General features: G+C 71.7%; 22 protein-coding genes. 15 read left to right on the top strand and 7 right to left on the bottom strand.

Translation table 11 applies throughout. The features are described 5' to 3' along the window. Positions 1-25: 25 nt before the first annotated feature. The 6 genes from ACTIFU_RS00880 to ACTIFU_RS00855 are packed head-to-tail and all read left to right on the top strand — an operon-like array spanning position 26 to position 4,734. Positions 26-244: a hypothetical protein gene (locus tag ACTIFU_RS00880; protein WP_439576386.1), complete on the top strand. Its 219-nt coding sequence runs from the start codon at positions 26-28 to the stop codon at positions 242-244. After that, positions 241-1,362 (top strand): NAD(P)/FAD-dependent oxidoreductase, encoded by a 1,122-nt coding sequence (locus ACTIFU_RS00875; protein WP_439576385.1) that lies wholly within the window; start codon positions 241-243, stop codon positions 1,360-1,362. The genes ACTIFU_RS00880 and ACTIFU_RS00875 overlap by 4 nt, the downstream gene beginning before the upstream one ends. Further along, a complete protein-coding gene (locus tag ACTIFU_RS00870) occupies positions 1,343-1,645 on the top strand; it encodes a 2Fe-2S iron-sulfur cluster-binding protein (protein WP_439576384.1) in 303 nt (100 codons plus the stop codon). Before ACTIFU_RS00875 ends, ACTIFU_RS00870 begins: the two co-directional genes overlap by 20 nt. After that, positions 1,642-3,000, top strand: coding sequence for an FAD-dependent oxidoreductase (locus ACTIFU_RS00865; protein WP_439576383.1), 1,359 nt, complete (start codon positions 1,642-1,644; stop codon positions 2,998-3,000). The genes ACTIFU_RS00870 and ACTIFU_RS00865 overlap by 4 nt, the downstream gene beginning before the upstream one ends. Then, positions 2,993-3,619, top strand: coding sequence for a hypothetical protein (locus ACTIFU_RS00860; protein ID WP_439576382.1), 627 nt, complete (start codon positions 2,993-2,995; stop codon positions 3,617-3,619). Before ACTIFU_RS00865 ends, ACTIFU_RS00860 begins: the two co-directional genes overlap by 8 nt. Continuing rightward, positions 3,616-4,734, top strand: coding sequence for an NAD(P)/FAD-dependent oxidoreductase (locus ACTIFU_RS00855; protein WP_439576381.1), 1,119 nt, complete (start codon positions 3,616-3,618; stop codon positions 4,732-4,734). Before ACTIFU_RS00860 ends, ACTIFU_RS00855 begins: the two co-directional genes overlap by 4 nt. A 51-nt stretch (positions 4,735-4,785) precedes the next feature. Here the strand turns inward: ACTIFU_RS00855 and ACTIFU_RS00850 are convergent, their stop codons facing one another. The 4 genes from ACTIFU_RS00850 to ACTIFU_RS00835 all read right to left on the bottom strand — a co-directional run bounded on the left by ACTIFU_RS00850 (position 4,786) and on the right by ACTIFU_RS00835 (position 10,793). Further along, complete coding sequence (locus ACTIFU_RS00850) at positions 4,786-5,925, bottom strand: 2-aminoethylphosphonate--pyruvate transaminase (RefSeq protein WP_439576380.1); 1,140 nt, start codon at positions 5,923-5,925, stop codon at positions 4,786-4,788. Between the two features lie 62 nt (positions 5,926-5,987). After that, entirely contained in the window at positions 5,988-6,959 is a 972-nt protein-coding gene (locus tag ACTIFU_RS00845) for a Bug family tripartite tricarboxylate transporter substrate binding protein (protein WP_439576379.1), read from the bottom strand. Further along, entirely contained in the window at positions 6,959-8,695 is a 1,737-nt protein-coding gene (locus ACTIFU_RS00840) for a hydantoinase B/oxoprolinase family protein (RefSeq protein WP_439576378.1), read from the bottom strand. Before ACTIFU_RS00840 ends, ACTIFU_RS00845 begins: the two co-directional genes overlap by 1 nt. Further along, the gene (locus ACTIFU_RS00835; protein WP_439576377.1) at positions 8,688-10,793 is read right to left on the bottom strand and encodes a hydantoinase/oxoprolinase family protein; all 2,106 of its coding nucleotides are present in this window, start codon (positions 10,791-10,793) and stop codon (positions 8,688-8,690) included. The genes ACTIFU_RS00840 and ACTIFU_RS00835 overlap by 8 nt, the downstream gene beginning before the upstream one ends. A gap of 146 nt (positions 10,794-10,939) precedes the next feature. Between ACTIFU_RS00835 and ACTIFU_RS00830 the strand changes: the two genes are divergently transcribed. Continuing rightward, positions 10,940-11,905 carry a LysR family transcriptional regulator gene (locus ACTIFU_RS00830; protein ID WP_439576376.1) on the top strand — a complete coding sequence of 322 codons (966 nt, stop codon included), beginning with the start codon at positions 10,940-10,942 and terminating at the stop codon, positions 11,903-11,905. 434 nt (positions 11,906-12,339) lie between these two features. Further along, entirely contained in the window at positions 12,340-12,984 is a 645-nt protein-coding gene (locus tag ACTIFU_RS00825) for a PEP-CTERM sorting domain-containing protein (RefSeq protein WP_439576375.1), read from the top strand. Between the two features lie 250 nt (positions 12,985-13,234). Here ACTIFU_RS00825 and rdgB read toward each other — a convergent pair whose 3' ends face one another. Together rdgB and rph are read right to left on the bottom strand one after the other, a co-directional pair. Then, entirely contained in the window at positions 13,235-13,843 is a 609-nt protein-coding gene (gene rdgB, locus ACTIFU_RS00820) for an RdgB/HAM1 family non-canonical purine NTP pyrophosphatase (protein ID WP_439576374.1), read from the bottom strand. Then, a complete protein-coding gene (gene rph, locus ACTIFU_RS00815) occupies positions 13,836-14,552 on the bottom strand; it encodes a ribonuclease PH (RefSeq protein WP_439576373.1) in 717 nt (238 codons plus the stop codon). Before rph ends, rdgB begins: the two co-directional genes overlap by 8 nt. Positions 14,553-14,673: 121 nt before the next feature. Here rph and hrcA point away from each other — a divergent pair, with 121 nt between their 5' ends. The 7 genes from hrcA to ACTIFU_RS00780 all read left to right on the top strand — a co-directional run bounded on the left by hrcA (position 14,674) and on the right by ACTIFU_RS00780 (position 21,892). Further along, entirely contained in the window at positions 14,674-15,741 is a 1,068-nt protein-coding gene (hrcA, locus tag ACTIFU_RS00810; RefSeq protein WP_439576372.1) for a heat-inducible transcriptional repressor HrcA, read from the top strand. 150 nt (positions 15,742-15,891) lie between these two features. Then, positions 15,892-16,386: a hypothetical protein gene (locus ACTIFU_RS00805; protein ID WP_439576371.1), complete on the top strand. Its 495-nt coding sequence runs from the start codon at positions 15,892-15,894 to the stop codon at positions 16,384-16,386. Continuing rightward, complete coding sequence (locus ACTIFU_RS00800; RefSeq protein ID WP_439576370.1) at positions 16,386-16,835, top strand: cupin domain-containing protein; 450 nt, start codon at positions 16,386-16,388, stop codon at positions 16,833-16,835. Before ACTIFU_RS00805 ends, ACTIFU_RS00800 begins: the two co-directional genes overlap by 1 nt. Before the next feature lie 75 nt (positions 16,836-16,910). Further along, positions 16,911-17,525, top strand: coding sequence for a nucleotide exchange factor GrpE (locus ACTIFU_RS00795; RefSeq protein ID WP_439576369.1), 615 nt, complete (start codon positions 16,911-16,913; stop codon positions 17,523-17,525). Positions 17,526-17,716: 191 nt separating this feature from the next. Further along, positions 17,717-19,657 (top strand): molecular chaperone DnaK, encoded by a 1,941-nt coding sequence (dnaK, locus tag ACTIFU_RS00790; RefSeq protein ID WP_439576368.1) that lies wholly within the window; start codon positions 17,717-17,719, stop codon positions 19,655-19,657. Between the two features lie 89 nt (positions 19,658-19,746). Then, a complete protein-coding gene (gene dnaJ / locus ACTIFU_RS00785; protein ID WP_439576367.1) occupies positions 19,747-20,889 on the top strand; it encodes a molecular chaperone DnaJ in 1,143 nt (380 codons plus the stop codon). Positions 20,890-21,001: 112 nt separating this feature from the next. Then, positions 21,002-21,892: a GNAT family N-acetyltransferase gene (locus tag ACTIFU_RS00780; protein WP_439576366.1), complete on the top strand. Its 891-nt coding sequence runs from the start codon at positions 21,002-21,004 to the stop codon at positions 21,890-21,892. Positions 21,893-22,010: 118 nt separating this feature from the next. On the opposite strand, the gene ACTIFU_RS00775 is transcribed toward ACTIFU_RS00780, so the two are convergent. After that, a complete protein-coding gene (locus ACTIFU_RS00775; RefSeq protein ID WP_439576365.1) occupies positions 22,011-25,058 on the bottom strand; it encodes a UvrD-helicase domain-containing protein in 3,048 nt (1,015 codons plus the stop codon). Between the last annotated feature and the right edge of the window lie 19 nt (positions 25,059-25,077).

The raw sequence follows: 25,077 nt of genomic DNA, 5'->3' as shown, positions 1-25,077 counted from the left end.
GGCCGACGAGCAGATCGGTGCCGCCTTGCTCGATGACGACCCGATATGCGTCGCGATCCCGCCCGGCTTCCGCGGCACGATCACCGGCCTGCCGGCGGACGACATCGTGCCGGCCGCGCGCTTCGCCGGCGACCGTGCGATCGGCATCGGCCTGGTCGGCACCGGGCTGATGTACAACACGCAATACGTCGGCGAGCGCGGCTGGGCGCTCGCGGGGCGCATGAACGGAGGCGACGAGCGATGACGGCGCAGCGGTGCGACGCGGCCGTCGTCGGCGGCGGGCTGGTCGGCGCGGCGATCGCGTGGGGACTGCTCCGCCGCGGCCTCTCGGTGGTGCTGCTCGACGAGGGCGATGTCGCGTTCCGCGCGAGCCGCGGCAACTTCGCGCTCGTGTGGGTGCAGGGCAAGGGCGACGGCCAGCCGGCCTATACGCGCTGGACGCGGCTTTCGGCGACGGAGTGGCCGGGGCTGCGCGATGCCCTGCGCGATGCGACCGGAATCGAGACCGAACTGCACCAGCCGGGCGGCGTGCATCTCTGCTTCACCGACGCGGAGATCGACGAGCGCCTCGCGCTGCTCGAGCGGCTGCGCATCGGCGCGGGCAATCACGGCTACGAGTACCGGCTGGTCCAGGGCCGCGAACTCGCCGACATGCTGCCGGGGATTGGCCCGAAGGTGGTCGGCGCAACCTGGACGCCCTATGACGGCCACGTCAATTCGCTGAAGCTCCTGCACGCGCTGCACCGTGCGTTCACCGAAGCGGGCGGGCGCTACCTGCCGAATGCGCGGCTCACCGGTGCGAGCGCCAAGCCGCACGACTTCCGGCTGAGCACGCAGGCGGGCGAGATCCTCGCCACGCGCGTGGTGCTGGCTGCCGGCCTCGGCAATCGCGACCTTGCGCCGCTGTTCGGGCTCTCGGCACCGGTGGCGCCGAACAAGGGCCAGGTGCTGGTGACCGAGCGCGCGCGCCGGGTCCTGCCGATGCCCACCACCTTCGTGCGCCAGACCGGCGAAGGCACGATCATGATGGGGGATTCGAAGGAGGACGCAGGCTTCGACGTCAGCCAGAGCCCCGACGTGATGGCGATGATCGCGGCGCGCGCGGTCGCCTCCTTTCCCTGGCTCGCGGAGCTGAACATCGTGCGCGCCTGGTCGGCGCTGCGCGTGATGTCGGCCGACGGGTTGCCGATCTACGCGCAGTCGCGCACCGCGCCCGGCGCCTTCGTCGCCAACTGCCACTCCGGCGTGACGCTCGCCGCGGCCCACGCCTTCGCCCTTGCCCCGATGATCGCCGAGGGAGCCCTCGATCCGATGCTCGCCCCCTTCACGCCCGCGCGCTTCGATGTTCCGGCTGCGGCCTGAGGCGCGCGCCACCGTGCGCGTGCGCGTGGAGGGGCGCGAGGTGGCGGTGCCCGAGGGCGCCTCGGCTGCGGCCGCGGTGCTCGCCGCCGGCCTGCCGGCGGTCCGCGAAACGCCCGTCACGGGGGCGAAGCGCCTGCCCTACTGCATGATGGGCGTGTGCTTCGACTGCCTCGCCGAGATCGACTCCGTGCCGAACCGCCAATCCTGCATGGTGGAGGTGCGCGAGGGCATGACGATCCGGCCGCAGCGCGGCGCGCGGGTCATCGAGACGGACGCAGAATGACGGAGGCAGTCGATCTCGCGGTGATCGGTGCCGGCCCTGCCGGCCTCGCCGCGGCACTGGAGGCAGACCGGCTCGGCCTCTCGGTCGCGCTGATCGACGAGCAGCCCGCGCCGGGCGGGCAGATCTGGCGCGGCATCGAGCGCGCGCAGGCGGCCGAGACGCTGGGCGAGGACTATCTCGCCGGCCGCGAGGACGCGGCCCGGCTGCGCGCGAGCCGCGTGCGCTCCCTGCCCGGAACGACGCTCTGGCATCTTGATCCGGACGGGGAACTCTCTCTGGCGCATGGCGGCCGCACCTCGCGACTCGATGCGAAGCGCGTCGTGCTCGCGACCGGCGCGATGGAGCGGCCCGTGCCGATCCCCGGCTGGACCCTGCCCGGCGTGATGACCGCCGGCGCGGCGCAGATCCTGCTCAAGACCGCCGCCGCGGTGCCGGTGGGGCCGACGGTGCTCGCCGGGCAGGGACCGCTGCTGTGGCTGATCGCGCAGCAGCTGATCGCGGCCGGCGCACCGCCAGCCGCCATCCTGGAGACGCGCCGCGCCGGCACCATCGGCACGGCGCTCGGCCACCTGCCGGGGCTCTGGCGCGGCCGCGCCTGGTTGCGGAAGGGGATCGCGATGATGCGCGCGGCCGCGCGCGCCGGCGTGCCCGTGATCCAGGGCGTGCGCGGGCTGCGCGCCGAGGGCAGCGAACGTCTCGAACGCGTCAGGTGGACCGGCGGCAGCCGCGACGTGGCCACGCTGCTGCTGCACGAGGGCGTCATCCCGAACGTGCAGGTCCCGCTCGCGCTCGGCCTCGTGCATGACTGGGACGAGGCGCAGCTCTGCTGGCGCCCGCGCATCGACGATTTCGGCGCGAGCTCGGCCGAGCGGATCGCGATCGCGGGCGACGGTGCCGGGATCGGCGGCTGGCAGGCCGCCCGCGCGCTCGGCCGGCTCGCGGCGCTCGATGCCGCGCACCGGCTCGGGCGGATCGACCGGGCGCGGCGTGATGCCGAGGCCGCCGCACCGCTTGCCGAGCGCGCGCGCGCGCTCGCGATCCGTCCGTTCCTCGATGCGCTCTACCGGCCTCCGCCGGAGGTGCTGACGCCCCCCGACGACACAACCATCGTCTGCCGCTGCGAGGAGGTGACGGCCGGCCAGGTGCGCCGGGCCGCGCGCCTTGGAGCCACTGGGCCGAACCAGGCGAAGGCGTATCTGCGGTGCGGCATGGGCGCGTGCCAGGGACGGCTCTGCGGCCCGACCGTCGCGGCGCTGATCGCGTGCGAGCGCGGGATTGCGGTAGCCGAGGCCGGCACCTACCGTCCGCGCGCTCCCTACAAGCCGCTCACCGTCGGGGAGCTTGCGCATGGCTGAGCGCATCGTCATCGTCGGCGCGGGCCCTGCTGGCCGCGCGGCCGCGGCGCTCTTGCCCGACGCGCGCCTTGTCGCCCGTCCCGACGCGACGGCGTGGCATGCCGAACCCGGTCGACTGTGGGTCCTGCACGCCGGACAGATCGATGCCGTGCCGTTCGACATCCTCGTCGTCGCGGCGCCGGTGCTCCATCTGTTGCTGGCGCTCGGCTGCCGGACACGCGCCTGGCGGCCGGTGGTCGATCCCCAGGGGCGCACCGGCGTTCCGGGTGTGTTCGCCGCCGGCGCGGTGCTCGGCGCCGCGACGGAGGACGAGGCCGTGCGTCACGGCCGGGTCGTTGCGCAGGCGATCCTCGGCCTCGCGGCGAAAGACGCCGTGACGGTCGGGCCCGTACCGGAACGCGTGAACGAGGACGACGTGCCGGCCGGCTCGCTCGGCGTCACGAAGGTCGAGCTGCGCGATGCGGGCGCGGTCGGCATCGCGACGGTGCTGCGGGACCGCACCGACGCGGAGCCGATCCCGTTCACCCCCGCCGTGCCGATCCCCTTCGCCGCCCTCGCCGCACGCGCCGGCGAACGGCCGCCGCCCCGTCCCCTCCAGACCGATCCGGCGCTCGCATGAGCCACGACGTCATCGTCATCGGCGGCGGGCTGCACGGGCTCTCGGCCGCGGTGCAGCTCGCGCGGCGCGGGCAGCGCGTGCTGGTGCTGGAAGCAGACCGGATCGCCGCCTACGCCTCCTCGGCCTCGGCGGGCGGGGTGCGCACGCTCGGGCGCGACTTTGCCGAGGTGCCGATCGCGCTCGCCGCACTCGAGATGTGGCGCGGCATCACGGGCCTGGTCGGCGACGATTGCGGCTACACCGAGGGCGGCCAGGTGAAGGTCGCCGAGACCGATGCCGAGTTCGCGCAGCTCGCCGCGCGCGTCCGCGCGATGCGCGCGCGCGGCTGGGCGCATGAGGAGCTGGTCGATCGCGACGAACTGCGGCACCTGCTGCCCGCGATCGCGCCGCATTGCGTCGGCGGGCTCGTGGTGCGCACCGACGGCTTCGCCACCCCCTACCGCACCGCGCTCGCCTTCCGCCGCGCGGCCGAGGCAGCGGGCGCGGTCGTGCGTGAGGGCGCGCACGTGATCGGGCTCGAGCGTTCGGCAGGGCTCTGGCACGTCGCGCTCGCGGACGGAACCCGCGATACCGCGCCGATCGTGGTGAACGCCGCCGGCGCCTGGGGGCCGCGGATCGCGCGCATGGCGGGCGAGATGATCCCGCTGCGGTTCTCGGCCTTCATGATGCTGCTGACCTCGCCGCTTCCGCCTTTCGTCACGCCGGTGGTGGGCGCGACCGGACGGCCGCTGTCGTTCAAGCAGCTCGCCTCCGGCCACGTCATGATCGGTGGCGGGCACAAGGGAGTGGGCGATCTCGACACCGGCCGGGTGGTGCTCGACATCGACCGCGCCGCCTACTCGGCGAAGACCGCGCTCGAGCTGTTCCCCGTGCTCGCCGGCAGCGAGCTCGTGCACATCTGGGCGGGGATCGAGGGCGTGGCGACGGACGACCTCCCGGTGATCGGCCCCGGCCGCAGCGAGGGCCTGGTGCACGCCTTCGGCTTCTCCGGCCACGGCTTCGCGATCGCCCCGGCGGTGGGCGCGATGGTGGCGCAGCTTGCGCTGGACGGGACGACCAACCTGCCGATCGCGCCGTTCCATCCGTTCCGCTTCAGGGCCGACGCCGCGCCGTGAGGCGGCAATCAGGGCCGGTCGTGCGCGCGGCCGCCCCGCCAGTCCCGGCTGTCAGTCGGCCGCCACGGCGCGGCCGGCGATCCTGACACCCATCTCGTCCAGCGTGTCGGCGAGCGCATCGAGCGCGCGGCCGATATCCTCCGGCGTGACCGTGCCGATGCAGGCGATGCGGAACGTGTTCGCCGCGGCCAGCCGGCCCGGGAAGATCACGAAGCCGCGCCGTTTCATCCCGGCATAGAGCGCCTGGAAGCTGTAGGCCGGGTCCTCCGGCTCGTGGAAGGTCGCGACGATCGGGGAGGCGTCCGCGTCGTCGAGCAGGGTGCGGAAGCCCATCTGGCGCATCCCGTCCACCAGCCGCCGCCAGCTCGCGCGGTAGCGCGCCTGGCGGCCCTCGATGCCGCCTTCCTCCTGGTGCTCGCGCAGCGCCTCGCCCATCGCCAGGATCAGGTGCGTCGCGGGCGTGAAGCGGAACATTCCCGTCCGCTCCATGTGCTGGTGCTGGTCCCAGAGATCGAGCGTCAGGCTCTGCGCGTTGCCCTTCGCCTCTTCGAGCGCGGAGCGCTTGGCGACGATCCAGGCGAGACCGGGCGGCGCCTGCAGCCCCTTGTTCGCCGAGGTGACCGCGGCGTCGAACACCAGCGCCCTGGCGTCCAGCATGAACGCGCCGAACGACGCGACCGCGTCGATCAGCAGCCCCTTGCCCATGCGCTTGCACAGGTCCGCGATCGCCTCGATCGGGTTGAGGATGCCAGTCGAGGTCTCGCAATGCACCACCATCACATGGGTGATCGCGGGATCGGCCTTCAGCCGGTCCTCGAACTCCGCGACGGTCGGCGGCGTGAAGGGAGCGGTGCGGAAGCTCGCCTGCGGCATGCCCAGCCGTCGCGCGACCTCCACGATGCGGTCGCCGTAGATGCCGTTGGTGTGGATCAGCAGCTTGCCGTTGCGCGGCACGAAGGTGCCGATCGCCGCCTCGACGCCCGAGGTGCCGCTGCCGACGATCGGGACGGCGGTGTGGCTGCGCTCGCCGTTGCAGAGCCCGACCAGGTAGCGCCGGCAGAAGGCGAGCTCGGCCAGCACGCGCTCGTCACCCGAGGCGTAGTCGTGCAGCATCACCTGCTTCACGCGCGCCGACAGCGTCACCGGGCCGGGCGTCAGCAGCAGCGGTTCGTCCGCGTGAGAAACATCCATCCCGTCGTCCTCGCCCACGTGAGCGGAAGGCGGGGCCGGCCGCGGCCCCGCCCGTCAGCGCGCTAGTTCGCGACGATGTTCGCCGCGCGCACCACCGGCTCCCACCGCGCCGCCTCGTCGCGGACCACCCGCGCGAACTCGGCCGGGGTGTTCGGGATCGCCTCCGCGTAGGCCTGCGCCATCCGCGCGATCACTGCCGGGTTGCGGCCGGCGGCGATGATCGCGGCGGCGAGCCGCTCGACGACCGGTGCCGGGGTTGCGCGCGGCGCGAACACGCCGCCCCAGGAGAACTCCTGGAAGTCCCTGATCCCCTCCTCGGTCATCGTCGGCACATCGGGGAAGAAGGGGCTGCGCGTGGCACCGCACACGGCAAGCGCGCGCACGGCACCAGCCTTGATCTGCGGGCCGATCGAGGGGGTCGAGTCGAAGGCCGTGTCGAGATTGCCCGCGATCAGGTCGGTCAGCGCCGCGGCACCGCCGCGATACGGCACGTGCACCATCTGCACGCCGGCACGGTACTGGAACATCTCGCCCATCAGGTGCAGCGTCGAGCCGTGCCCGCCCGAGCCGAAGGTGATCTTCCCCGGCTCCTTGCGCGCGGCCTCGAGCACATCCGCGACCCGGCGGAACCGGCTGTCGGCCTTCACCGCGATGACGTTGTCCACCTTGAACCAGTTGCTGATCGGCAGCAGGTCGGTCTGCGGGTCGAAGGCGAGGTTCGGATAGATCAGCTTGGAGCTCGACATCGCGCCGTTGCTGGTCAGCACCAGGGTGTAGCCGTCGGGGGCTGCGCGCACCGTCAGTTCCATGCCGATCGTGCCGCCCGCACCGGTGCGGTTCTCGACCACCACAGGCTGGCCGAGCGAGGTCGTCATCGCGTCGGCGAGGATGCGCCCCGGCACATCGGTGCCGCCGCCGGCCGCGAACGGAATGATCAGCCGGATCGGGCGCGTCGGAAACGCGGCCTGGCCATGCGCGGCCGATCCCGCCAGTGCGGCGCCGCCTGCGAGCAGCGCCGTGCGTCGTGTCAGCATCACCTGTCTCCCTTTGTCGTCCAGAGTGCCTCGGCTGCCGCGACGGCAGTCTCCCCGTAGTCGCGCACCGCGTTCGCGCGGCTTGTCTTTCCGTCGGCGATGTCCTCGGCGAGCGCGAGCGGGTCGCGCGCCGCCGGATCGCCGAGCCCGGCACCGCCGGGTGTCTCGACCCGCGCGGCCGCGCCCGTCCGCATCGGGATCGCCGTGATCCCCGCGCCGAGCGCCTGTGGCGGACCATCGGTCGGCAGGAACACCACCTCGGCCGGGCCGCCGTCGCGCCCGCCCTCCAGACCGGGCGCCACGGCGATGTGCCCGTCCGAGCGCGCGGTGAACAGCGTGTCGTCGGCGCGCGAGCGGATCTGGCGCAGGATCCCGAGGCCCCCGCGCCAGCGCCCGGCGCCGCCGCTGTCCTCGACCAGCGCGTACTGATCCACCAGCACGGGGTACTCGATCTCCATCGCCTCGGCCGGCAGGTTGGAGCTGTTCGTGACGTGCACGTGCGAGGCTTCCATGCCGTCCTGCCCGTGCATCGCGCCGATCCCGCCGCCGAGCGTCTCGATATAGACATAGGTGCCGCCGGGGCGCTGGCCCGACAGCACCATCGCGGGCACGGAGTCGTTGCTCGCGGCGAGCTTGCGCTCCGGCGGCGCCACCTGGTTCAGCGCGGCGATGATCGCGCCGGCCACGCGGTTCGCGGTGATCGCGCGCGTGCAGGTCGCGGCGGGGAAGCGCGGGTTGACGATCGTGCCCTCGGGCGCGGTGATCGCGATGCCGCCGAACAGCCCGCTGTTGGGCGGGATCTCCGGGTCGAGCATGGTCTTGACCGCATAGGCGCAGGTGGCTTCCAGGCCGCTCCGCGACAGGTTCAGCGCGCCGCGCGCCTGCGGGCCGGTGCCCTCGAAGTCGATCAGGATGTCCGAGCCGCGGATCGTCACCGCCACGCGGATCGGCAGCAGTTCGCTGCCCGCGACACCGTCGCCATCCATCCAGCGCTCGCCGCGACAGGTGCCGTCCGGCAGCGCGGCGATGCGCGCGCGCAGGCGCCGCCGCGTGTAGCGCAGCAGGTCCTCCACACTGCGCTCGACCGCCTCGATCCCCTCGGCCGCGACCAGCCGCGCGACCAGCTCCGCGCCGCGCTGGTTCACCGCCACCTGGACGCGGAGATCGAGCGCACGCTCCTCCGGCTCGCGCGTGTTGTGCGCGATCATGTTGAGCAGGTCCTCGTCGATCCGGTGCTCGCGCGTGAAGCGCATCACCGGGATGCGGATGCCCTCCTCGAAGATCGAGCGCGCGCTCTGCGACATCGAGCCCGGGTGCGGTCCGCCGACATCAGAGTGGTGGCCGACATTGGCGGCGAAGAAGCGCACGCGCCCGCCGTGGAAGATCGGCGTGACGATGGTGATGTCGGGCTGGTGCGTGCCGTGGGCGAGGAACACGTCGTTGCAGATGAACGCGTCGCCCTCCGCCATCGCGTCGACGGGATAGCGATCGAGCACCGAGACGACGCTGCCGAGCAGCGAGCCGAGATGCATCGGCATGTGCGCGGCCTGGGTGACGCAGCGCCCCTCCGCGTCGAGCAGGCCGACTGAGCAGTCCTTGCGCTCCTTGATGTTGGTCGAGAAGGAGGAGCGCACCAGCGCGTTGCCCATCTCCTCGGAGATCGACAGCAGCCGGTTGGCGAAGACCTCCATCGCGATCGGGTCCTCGGCGAGGCCGGAGGAGAGGTCGTCAGGCATGGGCGTCCTCCGTCGCCGCGTGGCGGCCGGCCACGGCGGTCGCGCTGCGCATCACCAGGTTGCCCTCGGCATCGAGGGTGGTCGATTGGCCGGGGGCGACGATCAGCGTGGCGCTCATCTCCTCGATGATCGCCGGGCCGTCCACCGTCAGCCCGATCGCGAGCCGGTCACGATCCAGCACGGGCGTGGCCAGCCAGCCCTCGCGGGCGCCGAAATAGACGCGCCGCTCGCCGAGCAGCGCATCGGCGATCGTGCCGCCCTCAGGCGGCGGCGTGGGGTGTCCGCGCGGCACCTGGCCGACCGCGGTGACCCGGCAGTTCACCAGTTCCACATCGCGGCCGGGAATGGCGTAGCCGTAGGCCTGCCGATGCGCCTCTGTGAACAGCGCCAGCACGGTCTCGATCGATGCGGCGGCATCGGTGAGCGCGACCGGAACCTCGTGGTTCTGGCCGCGATAGCGCAGGTCGAGTGCTGTGATGAAGCGCCGCCGCGCGGGCGGGATGCGCTCGCCGTCGAGCCAGGCCTCGGCGTCTGTGCGCATCGCGGCGAAGACCGCGCTGGCCTCCTGCCATCCTTCGGAATCGAGCGGGCGGATGCGGCTGCGCACGAAATCGAGTGACACGTCGGCCAGCAGGATGCCGCGCGCGCAGAGCGTGCCTGGCTCGCGCGGCACGACGATGGTCTGAATGCCGCACTCCGCCGCGACATCGGCCGCGTGCAGCGGTCCCGCGCCGCCATAGGCGAACAGCGCGAACCGCTCGGGCGCGAAGCCGCGCTCGGTGGTGACGGTACGGATCGCGCGGCCCATGTTCGCCACCGCCACGCGGATGATGCCGAGTGCGGCCTCCTCGAGCGGCAGGTCGAGCGGCCGCGCGACGCGCTCCTCGATCACCGCGCGCGCGGCCGCCGCATCGACCGTCATGCGTCCGCGCAGCAGCGCGACCGGATCGAGCCGGCCGAGCACGATGTTGGCATCCGTCAGCGTCGCCTCGGTGCCGCCGCGGCCATAGGCGGCCGGGCCGGGATCGGCGCCGACGCTGTGCGGACCGACCTTCAAGGCGCCCCCCTCGTCGATCCAGGCGACCGAGCCGCCGCCGGCGCCGATCACGTGGATGTCGATGCTGGGGACGCGCACCGGGTGGCCCGCGGCCGGGCGCGCGCCGGTCGCGACCGTGGCGCCGTCCACCACCACGGAGACGTCGGTCGAGGTGCCGCCGACATCGAAGGTGACGAGATCGCGGAACCCGGTCTCCTCGCCGATCACCGCCGAGCCCTTCACGCCGGCGGCAGGCCCCGAGAGGCAGGTGCGCACGGGCGCGACGCGCGCGGTCTCGACCGACATCAGCCCGCCATTGGAATGGATCGTGTAGGGTGCCACCGGCACGCCGACCCCGGCGACGCGGTCGAGCAGGCGCTCGAGATAGGTCGAGACGCGCGGCCCGACATAGGTGTTGAGCACCGTGGTCGAGAACCGGTCGAACTCGCGGAACTCCGGCGAGATCTCGCTCGAGAGCGAGATGTAGGCGTCGGGAAGGATGCGCGCGACGAGATCGCGCGCCGCCTGCTCGTGCTTCGGGTCGCGCCAGGCGTGGAGGAAGCAGATCGCCACCGCCTCCACGCACGCCTCCGCGAGTTTCCGCGCCAGCGTCTCGATCTCAGCCGGATCGAGCGGCGACAACACCGCGCCCTCGGCCGCCATCCGCTCAGACACTTCCAGCCGCCGCCGACGCGGCACCAGCGGCACCGGACGCTTGACGCGGTAGTCGTAGAGATGCGGGCGGGTCTGCCGGCCGATCTCCAGCACGTCCCGGAAGCCCTGCGTGGTCAGCATCCCCGTGCGCGAGCCCTTGCGCTCGATCACCATGTTGGTGGCGACGGTCGTGCCGTGGCCGAGAAACCCCACCTCGCTCGCCCGCCGGCCGATCAGGTCGAGCAGCTCGGCGATGCCGGTCGCGATCGCGCGCGAGGGGTCGTCGGGCGTCGAGGGCACCTTGTGGAAGGCGATGTGGCCGGTCGCATCGTCCACCACCGCGAGGTCGGTGAAGGTGCCGCCGACATCGACACCGATGCGGAGCGAGGAGGTCGCGGCAACGCTCATCGGCGATCGGCTCCGGACGGGCGAGAGGCGCACCGGGCGCCGCGCCGGGCCGTCCCTCCGACCGCTGCGTCCTGGCGGGCAGGATGGGGTGAACCCCTCGTGGTGTCGAATGCAATCTTTGCAGCATTTGTTGCATACTGTGCAACATGAGCATCGACCTCGAAGGGCTGCGCACCTTCATCGCGGTCGCGGAGGCCGGCGGGCTCACCGCGGCGACCGGACGGCTCGGGCGGACCGTTCCGGCGCTGTCGCGACGGATCGCCCGGCTCGAGGAGCAGCTTGGCGTGCGGCTGTTCGACCGCTCCACGCGCGACTTCCGGCTGACCCGCGCGGGCACCGCGCTGCTGGATTCCGGGCGGCGTGTGCTCGACGACCTGAGCGGTGCCATCGCGGTGATCCGCGAGCAGGAGGAGGCGACACGGCGCGAGATCACAATCGCCGCCTTCGGCACGATCTCGTATTTCCTGCTGCCGCGCACGATCCTTGCGTTCCAGGAGCGGTTTCCCGGCACGCGGATCCACATCCGAGAGCTCTCGTCGCCCGAGGTGATCGACGCGGTGGCGCGTCGCGCTGTTGACCTCGGCCTGGCAATCAAGGGCCCTTTGCCGCCAGGCGTGGTGTTCACGACGCTGCTGCGCGATCCGTTCGTGCTGGTCTGCACCGCGGCCTCGCGCTTCGCAGGGCGCCGGCGCGTTGCCTGGGCCGAGCTCGCCGGCGAGCGGCTGGTCGGTTTCAGTGCCGGCACGATCAACCGCGCCGTGCTCGACCGGGCGCTGCACGCGCGCGGCGTCCGCGTGCACTGGCACTACGAGGTGCAGCAATTGCCGACGGCGCTCGGCCTGATCGAGCAGGGGCTCGGCCTGCTCACCTTGCCGCTGAGCGCCCTCGCCGCCACCAAGGACCCGGCCCTTCAGGCGATCATGCTGACCAGGCCCGCGGTCGAGCGGGTGATCGGGCTGGTGCGCCGGCGCGACGAGCCGCGATCGGACGCCATCACGGCGTTCGTCGACAGTCTGATGCAGGTCGTCCGTGGCGAGCAGCCCGTCCCCGCACCGGCCGCGCCCGGCGCTCGTCCGGCCGGCCCGAAGCGGCTCCCGCACGCGGGGGCGTGAACAGCGCGACCAGGCGGCGCGGCGCCCCGCCTCCGATCCGAGAGGGTCCGACCTGGGGCCTGCCGCAATGCGCCGCCGCGAGGCGGTCTGCCGGCCGGGCCGTGACGCGATCCGGCCGATTCCGCGCAGCGTCAGCATGCGTCAGAAACAGCCGCATGAAATTGCCATACGATCGCACCTCATTACTCTGCTGTATCGTGAAGTTGTCCGGTCTGTTAAGATGTTCCTGCAAGTCAAGTGGGGGAATACAAATGCACGCATGTTCCAGATTCTGGCTTCGTCTACTGGCGCTTGTATTCATACTGGGCACCACAACGCAGGGTCCGTCACGCGCCGCCACGTCAACCTTCCTGGACGCTGCCGCCTGGCTCAGCGCCGTCGCCGGTTTGCCTGGGCACGGGCTCACGGCACTGCCCGCGGCACCGCTCGACCGGATGACGTTCTCGGATGCCCACGGACCCTGGACGCACGACAACCAGACCGTGAACTACCTCGACTCCGACGGCTCGCCGGCGACGTCCACCCGGACCGCGCTGTACCTCGGCGGCAACCCTCACCCGCAGTACTTCGCAGGGCCGGGGCCGTTTCCCGCCGCCGGGTCGTGGGAGGGCGGGTTCTTCATCCTGTTCGGCTGCTACACGGCCGTGCACCCCTGCATCGGGCTGCGGACGATCGAGATCGATCTCGGACAGGAGGTGCTCGGCTTCGGGGGGCTGCTCGACTACTACAAGGGATACATGGACTTCTCGCCCGGACCTGGTCTCGTGCCGATCCCGCTGCTCGCGGACGCCTACGCGGCGTCAGGCGGCGTCAGCCCTTCCGGCGCTCCGAGCGACAGGTTCTTCAACGACTTCTTCGGCGTCATCTTCGACCAGCCGACCAGCGTGATCCGCCTCGCATGGTGGGAGGACCAGCACATGGACGACACCTCGTCGGTCCGCTTCACCAGCACGTTCCTCGTGACCGCCATGCCCGTGCCGGAGCCCGGCGCCGTGGGCCTGTTGGCGGCCGCCCTGCTGGGGCTGATCACCATCCGCCGCGCGCCCCTTCCTGCCACGGCGCGACGGCGAGGCGGGTAACGGCGCGCCGCGGCGCCCGATGCGCCTGGGGAATGCCCAACACCCCGATCGTCGCCGCGGTCCGCTGCATTGGGGCGCTGCGCGCCCCCCTGGAAACACGAGTGGGGGACCACGCTGGTCCCCCACACCCCCTGCATCACCTACGCCCAGTCCTGACGCGGCCGCCAGCTACACTCCCCCATCGCGCCCGACAGGCCCCCCTTCAAACCGGGCGTAAAGCGATAAAGTCGTAAAGTGATAAAGCGCCGGCTCAGCCCAGCCGGTCACCCAGCTTCGCGAACGCGCGCGCCCGATGGCTGATCGCGTGCTTCGTCTCGGGGTCCATCTCGCCGAAGGTCTCGACATGGCCCTCGGGAACGAACATCGGGTCGTAGCCGAAGCCCTGCGACCCCCGCGGCGGCCACGTCCAGGTGCCGTCCACCCGCCCCTCGAAGGTCTCGACCTGCCCGTCGGGCCACGCGAGCGCAAGACAGCAGGTGAACCAGGCGACCTCGTCCTCGGGCTCGCCGATGCGAGCGCGGGTCAACGCCATCGCCACCCCATAGTCGCGCGTGCCGTCCGGAAGCCGGGCCCAGTCGGCGGTGTGCACGCCCGGCGCGCCATTCAGCGCAGCGACCGAGAAGCCGGAATCATCGGCGAGCGCCGGCAGCTCGGCCGCGCGCGCAGCCGCGAGCGCCTTGATCGTCGCGTTCTCGGCGAAGGTCGCGCCGGTCTCGTCCGGCTCGGGCAGGCCGAGCGCCGGCGCGCCCACCGCCTCGATCCCGAACGGCGCGAGCAGCGCGGCGATCTCGGCAAGCTTGCCCGCGTTGTGGCTCGCCACCACCAGCTTCTCGCCGCGCGCGAGCCGCCGCTCAGTCACCGAGCGCCTCCGCTTGCGCCTTGAACAGCGCCGCGCACCCGACCTTCGCCAGCGCCATCAGCGCATCCACCTCCTCCGGGCGCATCGGGCGCTTCTCGGCCGTCGCCTGCACCTCGACCAGCCCCCCGTCGGCGGTCAGCACGAAATTGCCGTCGGCCTCCGCCTCGCTGTCCTCGGCGTAGTCGAGATCGAGCACCGGCGTGCCCTTGAACAGGCCGCAGGAGACGGCCGCGACCTGGCTGCGCACGGGCGAGGTCGCCAGCACGCGGTTCTTCACCACCTTGCGGAAGGCGAGGCTGAGCGCGACCCAGGCGCCGGTGATCGCCGCCGTGCGCGTGCCGCCATCGGCCTGGATCACATCGCAGTCGAGCGTGACGGTCATCTCGCCCATCGCCTTGAGGTCGATCACCGAGCGCATGGAGCGGCCGATCAGGCGCTGGATCTCCTGGGTGCGGCCGGACTGCTTGCCCCGTGCAGCCTCGCGCTCGGTCCGCGTGTGGGTGGACCGTGGCAGCATGCCGTACTCGGCGGTGACCCAGCCCTGTCCGGAGTTGCGCAGGAACGGCGGCACGCGGCCCTCGACCGAGGCCGTGCACAGCACGTGGGTATGGCCGAACTTGACGAAACAGGAGCCCTCGGCGTGGCGGATCGGGTTGATCTGCAGGATCACGGGGCGAAGGGCATCGGGCGCGCGGCCGGACGGGCGCATGGGGTCTCCTGGGACACGAGAGCGAGCGCGGACCATAGCCCCGGCGCAGCAGCCGCGCGAGGGCGCGCGTTGACCGGGCCGTACCCCGTCCATACGTTGATCTCGGCAAAGGTCGTGACCCATGACAAAGGCTGCTGACGCCTCACCGCGCGCCGAGGAGCAGGGGCTGCCCGGACGCTCGGCGCTGATCCTGCGCGAGATCGTCGAGGCGTATGTCCAGACCGGCGAACCGGTGGGCTCCCGCACGCTCTCGCGCCGGCTGCCGGTCGCGCTCTCGCCGGCGACGATCCGCAACGTGATGGCTGATCTGGAGGAGTGCGGGCTGATCTTCGCCCCGCACACCTCAGCCGGCCGGCTGCCGACCGACCGGGGTCTCCGGCTGTTCGTGGACGGGCTCCTGGAGCGCGGCGCGTTGAGCGCCGAGGAGGAGGAGGCGATCGCGGCGCGCTGTACGGCGGAGGGCCGCTCGATCGAGGAGATGCTGGCCGAAGCCTCGGGCGTGCTTGCGGGGCTGAGCCAAGCGGCCGGGCTGGTGCTGGCGCCGAAGAGCGAGAGCCCGCTGCGCCATGTCGAGTTCGTGGCGCTCGGGCCCGGCCGCGTGCTCGCGGTGCTGGTGAGCGAGGACGGCACGGTCGAGAACCGCGTGATCGAAGCGCCGCAGGGCCTCCCGCCCTCGACCCTGGTCCAGGCCTCGAACTACGTGAATGCGCGGCTCGGCGGGCGCACGCTCGATGAGGTCCGGCGCGCGATCGAGGAGGAGATCGCGGCCCACCGTACAGAGCTCGACGCGCTCTCGTCCAAGGTGGTGGAGGCCGGGCTGGCGACCCGCTCGGGCGGGGTCTCTGGCGGGGCGCTGATCATCCGCGGCCAGGCGCGTCTGCTTGCCGATGTCACCGCGCTCGCGCAGCTCGACGCGATCCGCACCCTGTTCGAGCGGCTGGAGGCGAAGGAGACGCTGCTCCAGCTCCTGGAGCTCGCGCAGCAGTCCGACGGGGTGCAGATCTTCATCGGCGCCGAGAACCGGCTGTTCGAGACCGCCGGCGTGACCATGATCGTCTCGCCCTACCGCAACACGCGCGAGAAGGTGGTCGGCGCGATCGGCGTGATCGGGCCGACGCGCATCAACTACGGCCGGATCATCCCGGCGGTGGACTACACGGCGAAAGTGATCGGCCGGCTGCTCGGCTGAGCCGGCGCCCACATGCCGTGAGCCGCGTCACATCGCGCGGCAGACAACAAACGGAAACATGGCGGTGCAACCGTTCCAGCCGGTCGCGACAATCCGCGACCCGGAGGCCGCTCCCGCCGGCCCTCCGCGAAGGAGGAGAGACCCGCCGCCATGCTGCTTGATGCGTCGATCCCCGCCCGCCACCCGGCCGCGGTCGCCGGGTTCATCGCCGAGCTCTGGGGCACCCAGGCGGTGCCCTTGCCGCCCGTGCCCGGACGGTTCGTCGCCCTTGCCGGCGACGGCACCGGTGCGGGGATCGAGATCCACCCGATCGGCCTAGGCCAGGTGCGGAACTGGAACGGCACCGCTACCGGTCCCGTGCCGGCCGGCGCCGCGACCGCGACCCGGCTGGTGATCGGCACCGCGCTCGATGAATCGGAGGTCCACCTCGCGGCCGGGATGCGCGGCTGGCAGAGCCGCCCGGCGGTCCGGCGCGCCGAGGGTCGCGCGTGGGGAGTGATCGAGGTCTGGGTCGAGGAGCGGCTGCTGGTCGAGGCGCTGACCCCGGCGATGCAGAGGGCGTTCCGCGCCGCCCGCGCGGGTCTCGGCGCCGCGGACGAAACGATGGCCTCGGCGACCCGACACGTCCTGATGGTTGCTGCCTGATGGGGAGTCCTCGCGTCTACGACATCGGCTCGCACAGGGTCACGATCCTGCTCGATGCCGCCGCCACGGGCGGCGCGCTCGGCCTTGTCGAGATCGCCGTACCGCCCGGCAGCGGCCCCCTGCCGCATGTGCATGGGCGTGAGGATGAAACCTACCACGTGCTCTCGGGTGAGCTGGTGTTCACGGTCGACGGCGAGCGTCATGTCGTGCGCGCCGGCGAGACCGCGTTCGGCCCGCGCGGCATCCCGCACGAGTTCCACAACGAGGGAGCCGAGACCGCCCGGATCCTGGTGGCCCTGACGCCCGGCGGGTTCGAGGAGTACTTCGCCGAGTGCGGCACACCCTCGGCGCCGGACCGCCCACCTGCCCCGGCATCGCCCGACCTGCTGACCCGGCTCGTCGGCATCGCGCCGCGCTACGGCATCACCTTCGTCCCGCCGGCCCGTTGACCGGGGCGGGCGCGCGCATGGCAGTGCCGCGCGGGGCTTCCCTTCGCGGCGTGCGGGACCTAAGTCTGCCGCAGCATGCAGAACCCTGACGACACCACCCGGCCGGGCGAGATGCCCGGCGCCGACGAGCCCGTCGGCTCTCCCGAGTCGCTGATGGAAGAGGCCGCGAGCCGAATCCGTGCGCTCGAGGCCGAGGCCGCCGAGTACAAGGACAAGTGGCTGCGCGCCGAGGCCGAGACCCAGAACGCGCGTGCGCGCGCGCGTCGAGACGTCGAGGACGCGCGCAACTTCGCCGTCCAGCGCTTCGCGCGCGACGTGGTCGAGGTGATCGAGACGCTGGAGCGCGCGATCGCCAGCCTGCCGGCCCAGGCCGAGGACGAGCCGGCTGTGCTGGCCAAGATCCGCGAGGGGATCGAGGCGACCCAACGGATGTTCCTCGCCACCGTTGAACGCAACGGCGTGTCACGGGTCGAGGCGCAGGGTGCGAAGTTCGATCCCGAGCTGCATCAGGCGATGGCGGAGGCGCCGTCGCCCACCGTGCCCGCCGGCCACGTCGCCCAGGCCTGGACCCCCGGCTGGACGCTGAACGGGCGCCTGCTCAAGCCTGCGATGGTGGTGGTCTCGACAGGAGGCGCCCAGTCGGCGGCCGAGGAGCCGCCATCAGGCGGAACCGTCGATACCACGGCCTGAGGGCCCCTGCTCCGTTCGCTGCGGGCCTTGTCTCGCCCGGACCCGCTCAATACATGCACGAGGCGAGATGATCCGGTCGCCCGGGCCCGCAGGCGCGGGCGAACTGGATGATGTGCAGAACCCGTGATCCATCGGGGGACGCGACGGGCGCCGGCTCGGGCCCAAGTGTCCCGCCAGCAAAGGAAGACCCCATGAGCAAAGTGATCGGTATCGACCTCGGCACCACCAACTCCTGCGTGGCGGTGATGGAGGGCAAGGACGTCCGCGTGATCGAGAACGCGGAAGGTGCCCGCACCACGCCCTCGATGGTGGCCTTCGCCGACAGCGGCGAACGGCTGGTCGGCCAGTCGGCCAAGCGCCAGGCGGTGACCAACCCCACCAACACGCTCTACGCGATCAAGCGCCTTATCGGCCGGCGCTTCGACGACCCGGTGGTGGCGAAGGACGTGGGCCTCGTCCCGTACAAGATCATCCGTGCCGACAACGGTGATGCCTGGACTGAGGTGCGCGGCGAGCGCTACTCGCCGAGCCAGATCTCGGCCTTCATCCTCGGCAAGATGAAGGAGACCGCCGAGGCCTATCTCGGCGAGAAGGTGACCCAGGCGGTCATCACCGTGCCGGCCTACTTCAACGACAGCCAGCGCCAGGCGACCAAGGACGCCGGCCGGATCGCCGGGCTCGAAGTGCTGCGCATCATCAACGAGCCCACCGCGGCGGCGCTCGCCTACGGCATGGACAAGAAGAAGTCCGGCACGATCGCGGTCTACGACCTCGGCGGCGGGACCTTCGACATCTCGGTGCTCGAGATCGGCGACGGCGTGTTCGAGGTGAAGGCCACCAATGGCGACACGTTCTTGGGCGGCGAGGACTTCGACAAGCGGGTGATCGACTGGCTCGCAGACGAGTTCCGGCGCGACCAGGGCATCGACCTGCGCAACGACAAGCTTGCGCTGCAGCGGCTGAAGGAGGCCGCCGAGAAGGCGAAGATCGAGCTCTCCTCGTCCAAGGAGACCGAGGTCAACCTGCCCTTCATCACCGCCGACGCCTCGGGGCCCAAGCACCTGGTGATGAAGCTCAGCCGCGCCAAGCTCGAGTCGCTGGTCGACGACCTGATCAGCAAGACGCTCGAGCCCTGCCGCGCCGCCCTGAAGGACGCCGGCGTGACGGCGGGCGAGATCGACGAGGTGATCCTGGTCGGCGGCATGACGCGGATGCCGAAGATCATCGAGACGGTGAAGTCGTTCTTCGGCCGTGAGCCCGCGCGCAACGTCAACCCGGACGAGGTGGTCGCGGTGGGTGCCGCGATCCAGGGTGCCGTGCTGAAGGGCGAGGTGAAGGACGTCCTGCTGCTGGACGTCACCCCGCTCTCGCTCGGCATCGAGACGCTGGGCGGCGTGTTCACCCGGCTGATCGACCGCAACACCACGATCCCGACGCGCAAGAGCCAGATCTTCTCGACCGCGGACGACAACCAGACAGCCGTGACCATCAAGGTCTATCAGGGCGAGCGCGAGATGGCGGCCGACAACAAGGCGCTCGGCCAGTTCGACCTGGTCGGCATCCCGCCCGCGCCGCGCGGCGTGCCACAGATCGAGGTCACCTTCGATATCGACGCCAACGGCATCGTCTCGGTCTCGGCCAAGGACAAGGCGACCAACAAGGAGCAGCAGATCCGCATCCAGGCCTCGGGCGGGCTCTCCGAACAGGAGATCCAGCGCATGGTGAAGGAGGCTGAGGCGAACGCCGCGGCCGACAAGAAGCGCCGCGAGGCGGTCGAGGCGCGCAACCACGCCGAGGCGCTGATCCATCAGACCGAGAAGACGCTGAAGGAGAACGCCGAGAAGCTCGGCGCCGCACCCGAGAAGGCGGCGGTGGAGAGCGCGATCGCCGATCTCCGTGCGGTCAAGGACGGCGAGGAGGTCGACGCCATCAAGGCCAAGACCGATGCGCTGAGCCAGGCGGCGATGAAGCTCGGCGAGTTGCTCTATCGCCAGTCGCAGTCGACGCCGGGCGGCGACACCGGCGCCGGTCCGGGTGGCGACACCGGCGGCCCAGGTGCAGAGGAGCCGAAGGACGAGAAGGTCGTCGACGCCGATTTCGAGGACGTGGACGACAAGAAGAAGTCGGCCTGAGCGTGAGGCAAGGCTGCACTTTCTCCGTCGCTCGTGCGCGCGGAGACGGTGCGGCCGGCCGGCCGCCTTGGCGCTTGATGGGCTGACCCATGGCCAAACCCGACTACTACGCTTCGCTCGGCGTGGCGCGCGACGCCTCGCCCGAGGAGCTCAAGAAGGCCTATCGCAAGCTCGCGATGCAGTACCACCCGGACCGCAATCCGGGCGACAAGTCGGCCGAGGCGAAGTTCAAGGAGGTCAACGAGGCCTACGACGTGCTGCGCGACGCCGAGAAGCGCGCGGCCTATGACCGGTTCGGCCATGCCGCCTTCGAGCAGGGCGCGGGCGCGGGGCCCGGCGGGTTCGGCGGGTTCCAGGCAAGCGGGTCGTTCGCGGACATCTTCGACGAGATGTTCAGCGAGTTCATGGGCGGCGGTCGGCGCGGCGGCGCGGCCACAGGACGCGGCGCCGATCTGCGCGCCGCGATCGAGGTCACGCTTGAGGAGGCCTTCGCGGGCAAGAAGGCGTCCCTGCGCGTGCCGAGCTCGGTCGCCTGCGAGGCGTGCAACGGCACCGGCTCGGAAGGCAGCGCGGCGCCGACCACCTGCCCGTCCTGCGGCGGGCACGGCAAGATCCGCGCCCAGCAGGGCTTCTTCCTGATCGAGCGGACCTGCCCGACCTGCGGCGGCACCGGCAAGGCGGTGAAGGATCCCTGCAAGGTCTGCCGCGGCGCGGGCCGTGTGCAGCGTGATCGCACGCTGAACATCGACATCCCCGCCGGCGTCGAGGACGGGATGCGGCTCAGGATCGCCGGCGCCGGCGAAGCCGGGTTGCGCGGCGGCCCGGCGGGCGATCTGTTCGTCGACGTCGCGGTGCGCCCGCACGAGATCTTCCAGCGCGAGGGCTCGTCCATCTACTGCCGCGTGCCGCTGCGCATGACCGCGGCCGCGCTCGGCGGACAGATCGAGGTGCCGACGATCGATGGCGGACGGGCCAAGGTCTCGATCCCGTCCGGCACGCAGACCGGCGATCAGTTCCGCCTGCGCGGCAAGGGGATGAGCCAGCTCCGCTCGGCCGCGCGCGGCGACATGTTCATCCAGGTGGTGGTCGAGACGCCGGTGAACCTGTCGAAGCGCCAGCAGGAGCTGCTGCGCCAGTTCGAGGACGAAGCGGCCAAGGGCGAGGCGAAGTCGAGCCCCGAGAGCGAGGGCTTCTTTGCCAAGGTCGCGAGCTTCTTCGAAGGGCGGAACTGAGCGCGCCGGCCGCGCCGCCGGAAAGGCGCGGCAACATCCGGAAAGTCCCGGCGATGGCGGGCGGACGCGTCGTGGCGCATCCATGCGGCGATCCACGACCAGGACGACGCCCATGACGCTCCTTACGCCCACCCTCGCCGCACCAGCCGTCAGCCTGCGCGAACCGCGTCGCACTGACGCCGATGCCTCCGGCCGGATCGCCTACGAGGCGTTCCGCCGCATCAACACGGCGCACGGCTTCCGCCCCGACTTCCCCGATCCGGAGACCGCGATCGGCCTGCTCGCCGCGCTGATCGACGATCCTTCGGTGTTCGGCGTGGTGGCGGAAGCGGGCGGACGCGTCGTCGGCTCGAACTTCCTGCTCGAACGCGATCCCGTGCGCGGCGTCGGCCCGATCACGGTCGATCCGGCCGCCCAGGGGGCAGGCATCGGCCGGCGGCTGATGCAGGCCGTGCTCGACCGCGCAGGACCGGGCGCGCGCGTCCGCCTGGTGCAGGCCGCGTTCAACACCCGCTCGCTCGCGCTCTACGCCACGCTCGGCTTTAGGGCGAAGGAGCCGTTGATGCTGGTCGAAGGGCGCCCGGAGGCGGCCGTGCCGGCCGGCCTCCACGTCCGTCCGATGACCGGCGCAGACGTGCCGGCCGCAACGGCGCTCTGCACCGCCGTGCACGGCATCGCGCGCGCCGGCGAGCTCCGCGATGCGCTGCGCCGGTTCGCACCGCAGGCGGTCGAGCGCGACGGCCGGATCACCGGCTACCTGACCGAGCCCGGGCTGTGGCTGGTCAACCATGGCGTCGCCGAGACCGAAGCCGACATGACGGCGCTGCTCGCCGGTGCGGCGACCGCGGGCAGGACGCTCTCGCTGCTGCTGCCGATCCGCCAGGCGAGCCTGTTCCGCTGGTGCCTCGATGCGGGGATGCGCGTGGTGATGCCGATGACGCTGATGGCGATCGGCGACTACCAGGATCCCGCCGGAAGCTGGTTCCCTTCGGTGTTCTACTGATGGCCTGGCCCGCGCCGCATCGATCTGCGACGGTTGAGGTACAAGCGTTTGGTCATGACCCGAGCGAATCAACACAACCCGCGTCCCATCAGGCAGTCTTCCAGGGAGTCGAGGTCTATCAGAACAGGCTCGGCTGGAAGGCGCGTCGCTTCCGCGGCCCGGGCGTCGATTGCTTGACAAGGTCACTCCCGATCGCGCGCAGGAACGGCGAGGGCGGCAAGGATCGTGGTGCTCCTCTCCAGAGCCGCGCGGCCGCGCGCGTCAGCACCAGACGCTCCTTCGCGCGCGTCATCGCGACATAGAGCAGCCGCCGCTCCTCGTCCATGCGCTCCGGCGCGTCGCCCCAGGACAGCGGGACGATCCCATCCTCAAGGCCGACCACGAACACGACAGGGAACTCCAGACCTTTCGCCGCGTGCATGGTCAGCAGCGAGACGCGCTCGGCGCGCTTGTCGAAGAAGTCCGCCTCGGTGGAGAGGGCGACGAGCTCGCCGAGCCGCGCCGCATCCTCCGCACGCTCGGCGAGCGCGGTCAGCCAGCGTGTCGCTTCGGACAGCTCTGCGGGATGGATCTCCTCGTCGGATGCACGCACCTGGCTCGCTGCGCGAGCAATGCGTTCCGAGAGCGGCATGGACCCACTCTCGGCGCCGAGCCGCGCGAGCAGCGCGCGCACTGCGGGCACGCCAGCGATCGGCGCGGGCGTGCTCTTCTTGTACGGGATGCCCGCACGGTCGAACGCCTCGCGCAGCGCGGCGGACTGCGCGTCGGTGCGATACAGGACCGCGAAATCGGCGAAGCCGAGCCTGCCCGCGCTGCCCGTCGCGCTGCGCGCCGCCAGCATGTCGTGCCCGCCGAGCAGCTCCTCGATGGTGGCCGCGACGAACAGGGCCTCCGCGCGTTCGTCCTCGGCCGAATGCAGCACGATCGGCGCGCCGCCGTGCGGGGCATCCGACGTTATGCCGATCACCTGCGCGCTCGCGCTGACGATCGTGTCGCTCGAACGGTAGTTGCGGGTCAGGCGCACCGTGCGCGCGGCCGGGAAGTCGCGCAGGAACCGCTCGAAGCAGCCCGCATCCGCGCCGCGGAAGCCGTAGATCGCCTGGTTAGGATCGCCAATCACGCAGAGTCCCTCGCCGTCATCCGCGAGCAGGCACAGCAGCCGGTACTGCATCTCGTCGAGATCCTGGAACTCGTCGGCGACGATGTGGCGGAAACGATCGCGCCAGAACGCGGCGGCAGCAGCATCCGTCTCCAAAACCTGCACCGCGCGACCGATCAGGTCGTCGAAGTCGACCCAGCCCTGCGCGCGGCCAAGACGGTCGAGCACGCCAAGCGCCCCGCCCGCCTCGCCCGCACCGAGCACGCCGGTGCGCTTCAGCACCGAGACGTCGTGCAGCAGTCTGTGTGCGCGCGTCGAAGTGACGCCGAGCGCGCCTGCGAGCACGCTCGCGCGTTCCGCCTCATCGGCGATGCGGAACGCCTGCCCCAGCCCGACCGCCGCGCCATCGCGGCGCAGGATCGCGAGCCCGAGCGTGTGGAAGCTGTGCACCGCGCAGTCGCCCGCGCCGAGGGTGGCGAGCCGGGCCGCGAGTTCCTCGGTCGCGCGGCGGGTGAAGGTGACGGCGAGGCAGGATGCCGCCGGCACGCCACGCTCGCGCCCCAGATGCGCGAGGCGATGCGTCAGCATCCGCGTCTTGCCCGAGCCCGGCCCCGCGAGCACGAGCAGGGGTCCGTCGATCGTTGCCGCCGCGCGCGCCTGATCAGGATCGAGCCCGGCGAGCACGCCGCTGCGTCCCGACGGCGCCGACGCGGCGATCTCCGCCCAGGGCTCCAACTCCGGCGCGACCGGTGCCGTCCGCCGTTCCGGCCGCGCCCGCGCCCGCCGCGGCGCGTCGAACAGCAGCGCGCCCTTCACCGCGCGGTCGAGCTCCCCCTCCGCGAACAGCCGGATCACCCCGTATGCGCCGTCATATCCCGCCTCGCGGATCACATCGCCGCGCCGCAGCCGCGCCACGGCCTCGCCGAGCAGCGGATCGGCGCGCGCGATGTCCTCGACCGGCACCTCCTGCAACAGGGTGAGCTCGGGGCCGAGCGCGGCGGTCGCGCGGTCATAGGCGCGCGTCACCGCATGCGCCGCCACGCCGGTCGCGGTGATCTCCGCAAGCATCTCCGGCAGCGGCACGAGGCTTGCGACCTCCCCGGCGGTCGGCGGCGGCGCAGCCTCCGCGCGATCGGCCAGCATCGCGACGCGATGCGCGACACCGACGGTGACGCGCCCGCCGCAGACCGGGCAGAGCCCGCCGCGTGCGATCGTTTCGGCCGGGTCAAGCCGCACGCCGCAGGCACGGTGCCCATCCATGTGGTACTTGCCCTCCTCGGGGAAGAACTCGACCGTGCCCGCGTAGCCCTCGCCGGTCTCAAGCGCACGCCGGATCGCGAGGAAACCTGGCTCGCACGAGAAGCGGGTCGCCTCGCGGCCGAGCTTGCCCGGCGAGTGCGCATCCGAGTTGGAGGTGAGGCGGAACCGGTCCAGCAAGGAGACGCGCCAGTTCATCGCGGGATCGGAGGAGAGCCCGGTCTCGACGGCGAAGATGTGCGGCGCGAGATCGCCGTAACAGTCCTCGATCGAGTCGAAGCCGGACTGCGAGCCGAGGGCAGCGAACCACGGCGTCCAGACATGCGCCGGCACCAGATAGGCGTCCGGATGGACCGAGAGCGTGATCTCGAGCAGGTCGCGGGAGTCGAGGCCGAGAATCGGCCGCCCGTCGGAGGCGATGTTGCCGATCGCCGCGAGCCGGGCGGCAAGCCGATCCGCAGCCTCGAACTCGGGCAGGTAGATCAGGTGATGCACCTTCCGCGTCTTCGCCCCCTTCTTGTAGATGGTCGAGATCTCGGTCGAGAGCATGAAGCGCACCTCGCGCCGGCACGACGCCGGCAGGGTGCGGTGAGCGTGCGCCATGATGTCGGGGCGAAGCCGGAACAGGCCACTGCCGTCGGGCACGAGCTTCTGTTTGAGCTCGGCGAGCCAGCCGGGATGGACGCAGTCGCCCGTGCCCACCACCGCGATGCCCTTGCGGCAGGCCCACCAGGCAAGGTGCTCAAGGTCGAGGTCCCGACTGGTCGCTCGGGAGTGCTTCGAGTGCACATGCAGGTCGGCGTGCAACATGGCGCGAGCCTAGCGCGGC

The sequence above is a fragment of the Elioraea sp. genome, assembly GCF_051860475.1.
Taxonomy (GTDB): Bacteria; Pseudomonadota; Alphaproteobacteria; order Acetobacterales; family Acetobacteraceae; genus Elioraea.
The sequence above is the reverse complement of the archived record's forward strand: the minus strand, read 5'-3'. Positions and strand labels throughout refer to the sequence as shown.

Excerpts from the sequence above, each read along its gene's own strand:
- hrcA (WP_439576372.1), top strand. The coding sequence starts at position 14,674 with ATGACAAAGGCTGCTGACGCCTCACCGCGCGCCGAGGAGCAGGGGCTG.
- rph (WP_439576373.1), bottom strand. The coding sequence starts at position 14,552 with ATGCGCCCGTCCGGCCGCGCGCCCGATGCCCTTCGCCCCGTGATCCTG.
- ACTIFU_RS00800 (WP_439576370.1), top strand. The coding sequence starts at position 16,386 with ATGGGGAGTCCTCGCGTCTACGACATCGGCTCGCACAGGGTCACGATC.
- ACTIFU_RS00825 (WP_439576375.1), top strand. The coding sequence starts at position 12,340 with ATGACGTTCTCGGATGCCCACGGACCCTGGACGCACGACAACCAGACC.
- ACTIFU_RS00780 (WP_439576366.1), top strand. The coding sequence starts at position 21,002 with ATGACGCTCCTTACGCCCACCCTCGCCGCACCAGCCGTCAGCCTGCGC.
- ACTIFU_RS00850 (WP_439576380.1), bottom strand. The coding sequence starts at position 5,925 with ATGGATGTTTCTCACGCGGACGAACCGCTGCTGCTGACGCCCGGCCCG.
- ACTIFU_RS00830 (WP_439576376.1), top strand. The coding sequence starts at position 10,940 with ATGAGCATCGACCTCGAAGGGCTGCGCACCTTCATCGCGGTCGCGGAG.
- ACTIFU_RS00805 (WP_439576371.1), top strand. The coding sequence starts at position 15,892 with ATGCTGCTTGATGCGTCGATCCCCGCCCGCCACCCGGCCGCGGTCGCC.
- dnaJ (WP_439576367.1), top strand. The coding sequence starts at position 19,747 with ATGGCCAAACCCGACTACTACGCTTCGCTCGGCGTGGCGCGCGACGCC.
- ACTIFU_RS00795 (WP_439576369.1), top strand. The coding sequence starts at position 16,911 with ATGCAGAACCCTGACGACACCACCCGGCCGGGCGAGATGCCCGGCGCC.
- ACTIFU_RS00870 (WP_439576384.1), top strand. The coding sequence starts at position 1,343 with ATGTTCCGGCTGCGGCCTGAGGCGCGCGCCACCGTGCGCGTGCGCGTG.
- dnaK (WP_439576368.1), top strand. The coding sequence starts at position 17,717 with ATGAGCAAAGTGATCGGTATCGACCTCGGCACCACCAACTCCTGCGTG.
- ACTIFU_RS00840 (WP_439576378.1), bottom strand. The coding sequence starts at position 8,695 with ATGCCTGACGACCTCTCCTCCGGCCTCGCCGAGGACCCGATCGCGATG.
- ACTIFU_RS00855 (WP_439576381.1), top strand. The coding sequence starts at position 3,616 with ATGAGCCACGACGTCATCGTCATCGGCGGCGGGCTGCACGGGCTCTCG.
- ACTIFU_RS00865 (WP_439576383.1), top strand. The coding sequence starts at position 1,642 with ATGACGGAGGCAGTCGATCTCGCGGTGATCGGTGCCGGCCCTGCCGGC.
- ACTIFU_RS00835 (WP_439576377.1), bottom strand. The coding sequence starts at position 10,793 with ATGAGCGTTGCCGCGACCTCCTCGCTCCGCATCGGTGTCGATGTCGGC.
- ACTIFU_RS00860 (WP_439576382.1), top strand. The coding sequence starts at position 2,993 with ATGGCTGAGCGCATCGTCATCGTCGGCGCGGGCCCTGCTGGCCGCGCG.
- ACTIFU_RS00875 (WP_439576385.1), top strand. The coding sequence starts at position 241 with ATGACGGCGCAGCGGTGCGACGCGGCCGTCGTCGGCGGCGGGCTGGTC.
- ACTIFU_RS00845 (WP_439576379.1), bottom strand. The coding sequence starts at position 6,959 with ATGCTGACACGACGCACGGCGCTGCTCGCAGGCGGCGCCGCACTGGCG.
- ACTIFU_RS00775 (WP_439576365.1), bottom strand. The coding sequence starts at position 25,058 with ATGTTGCACGCCGACCTGCATGTGCACTCGAAGCACTCCCGAGCGACC.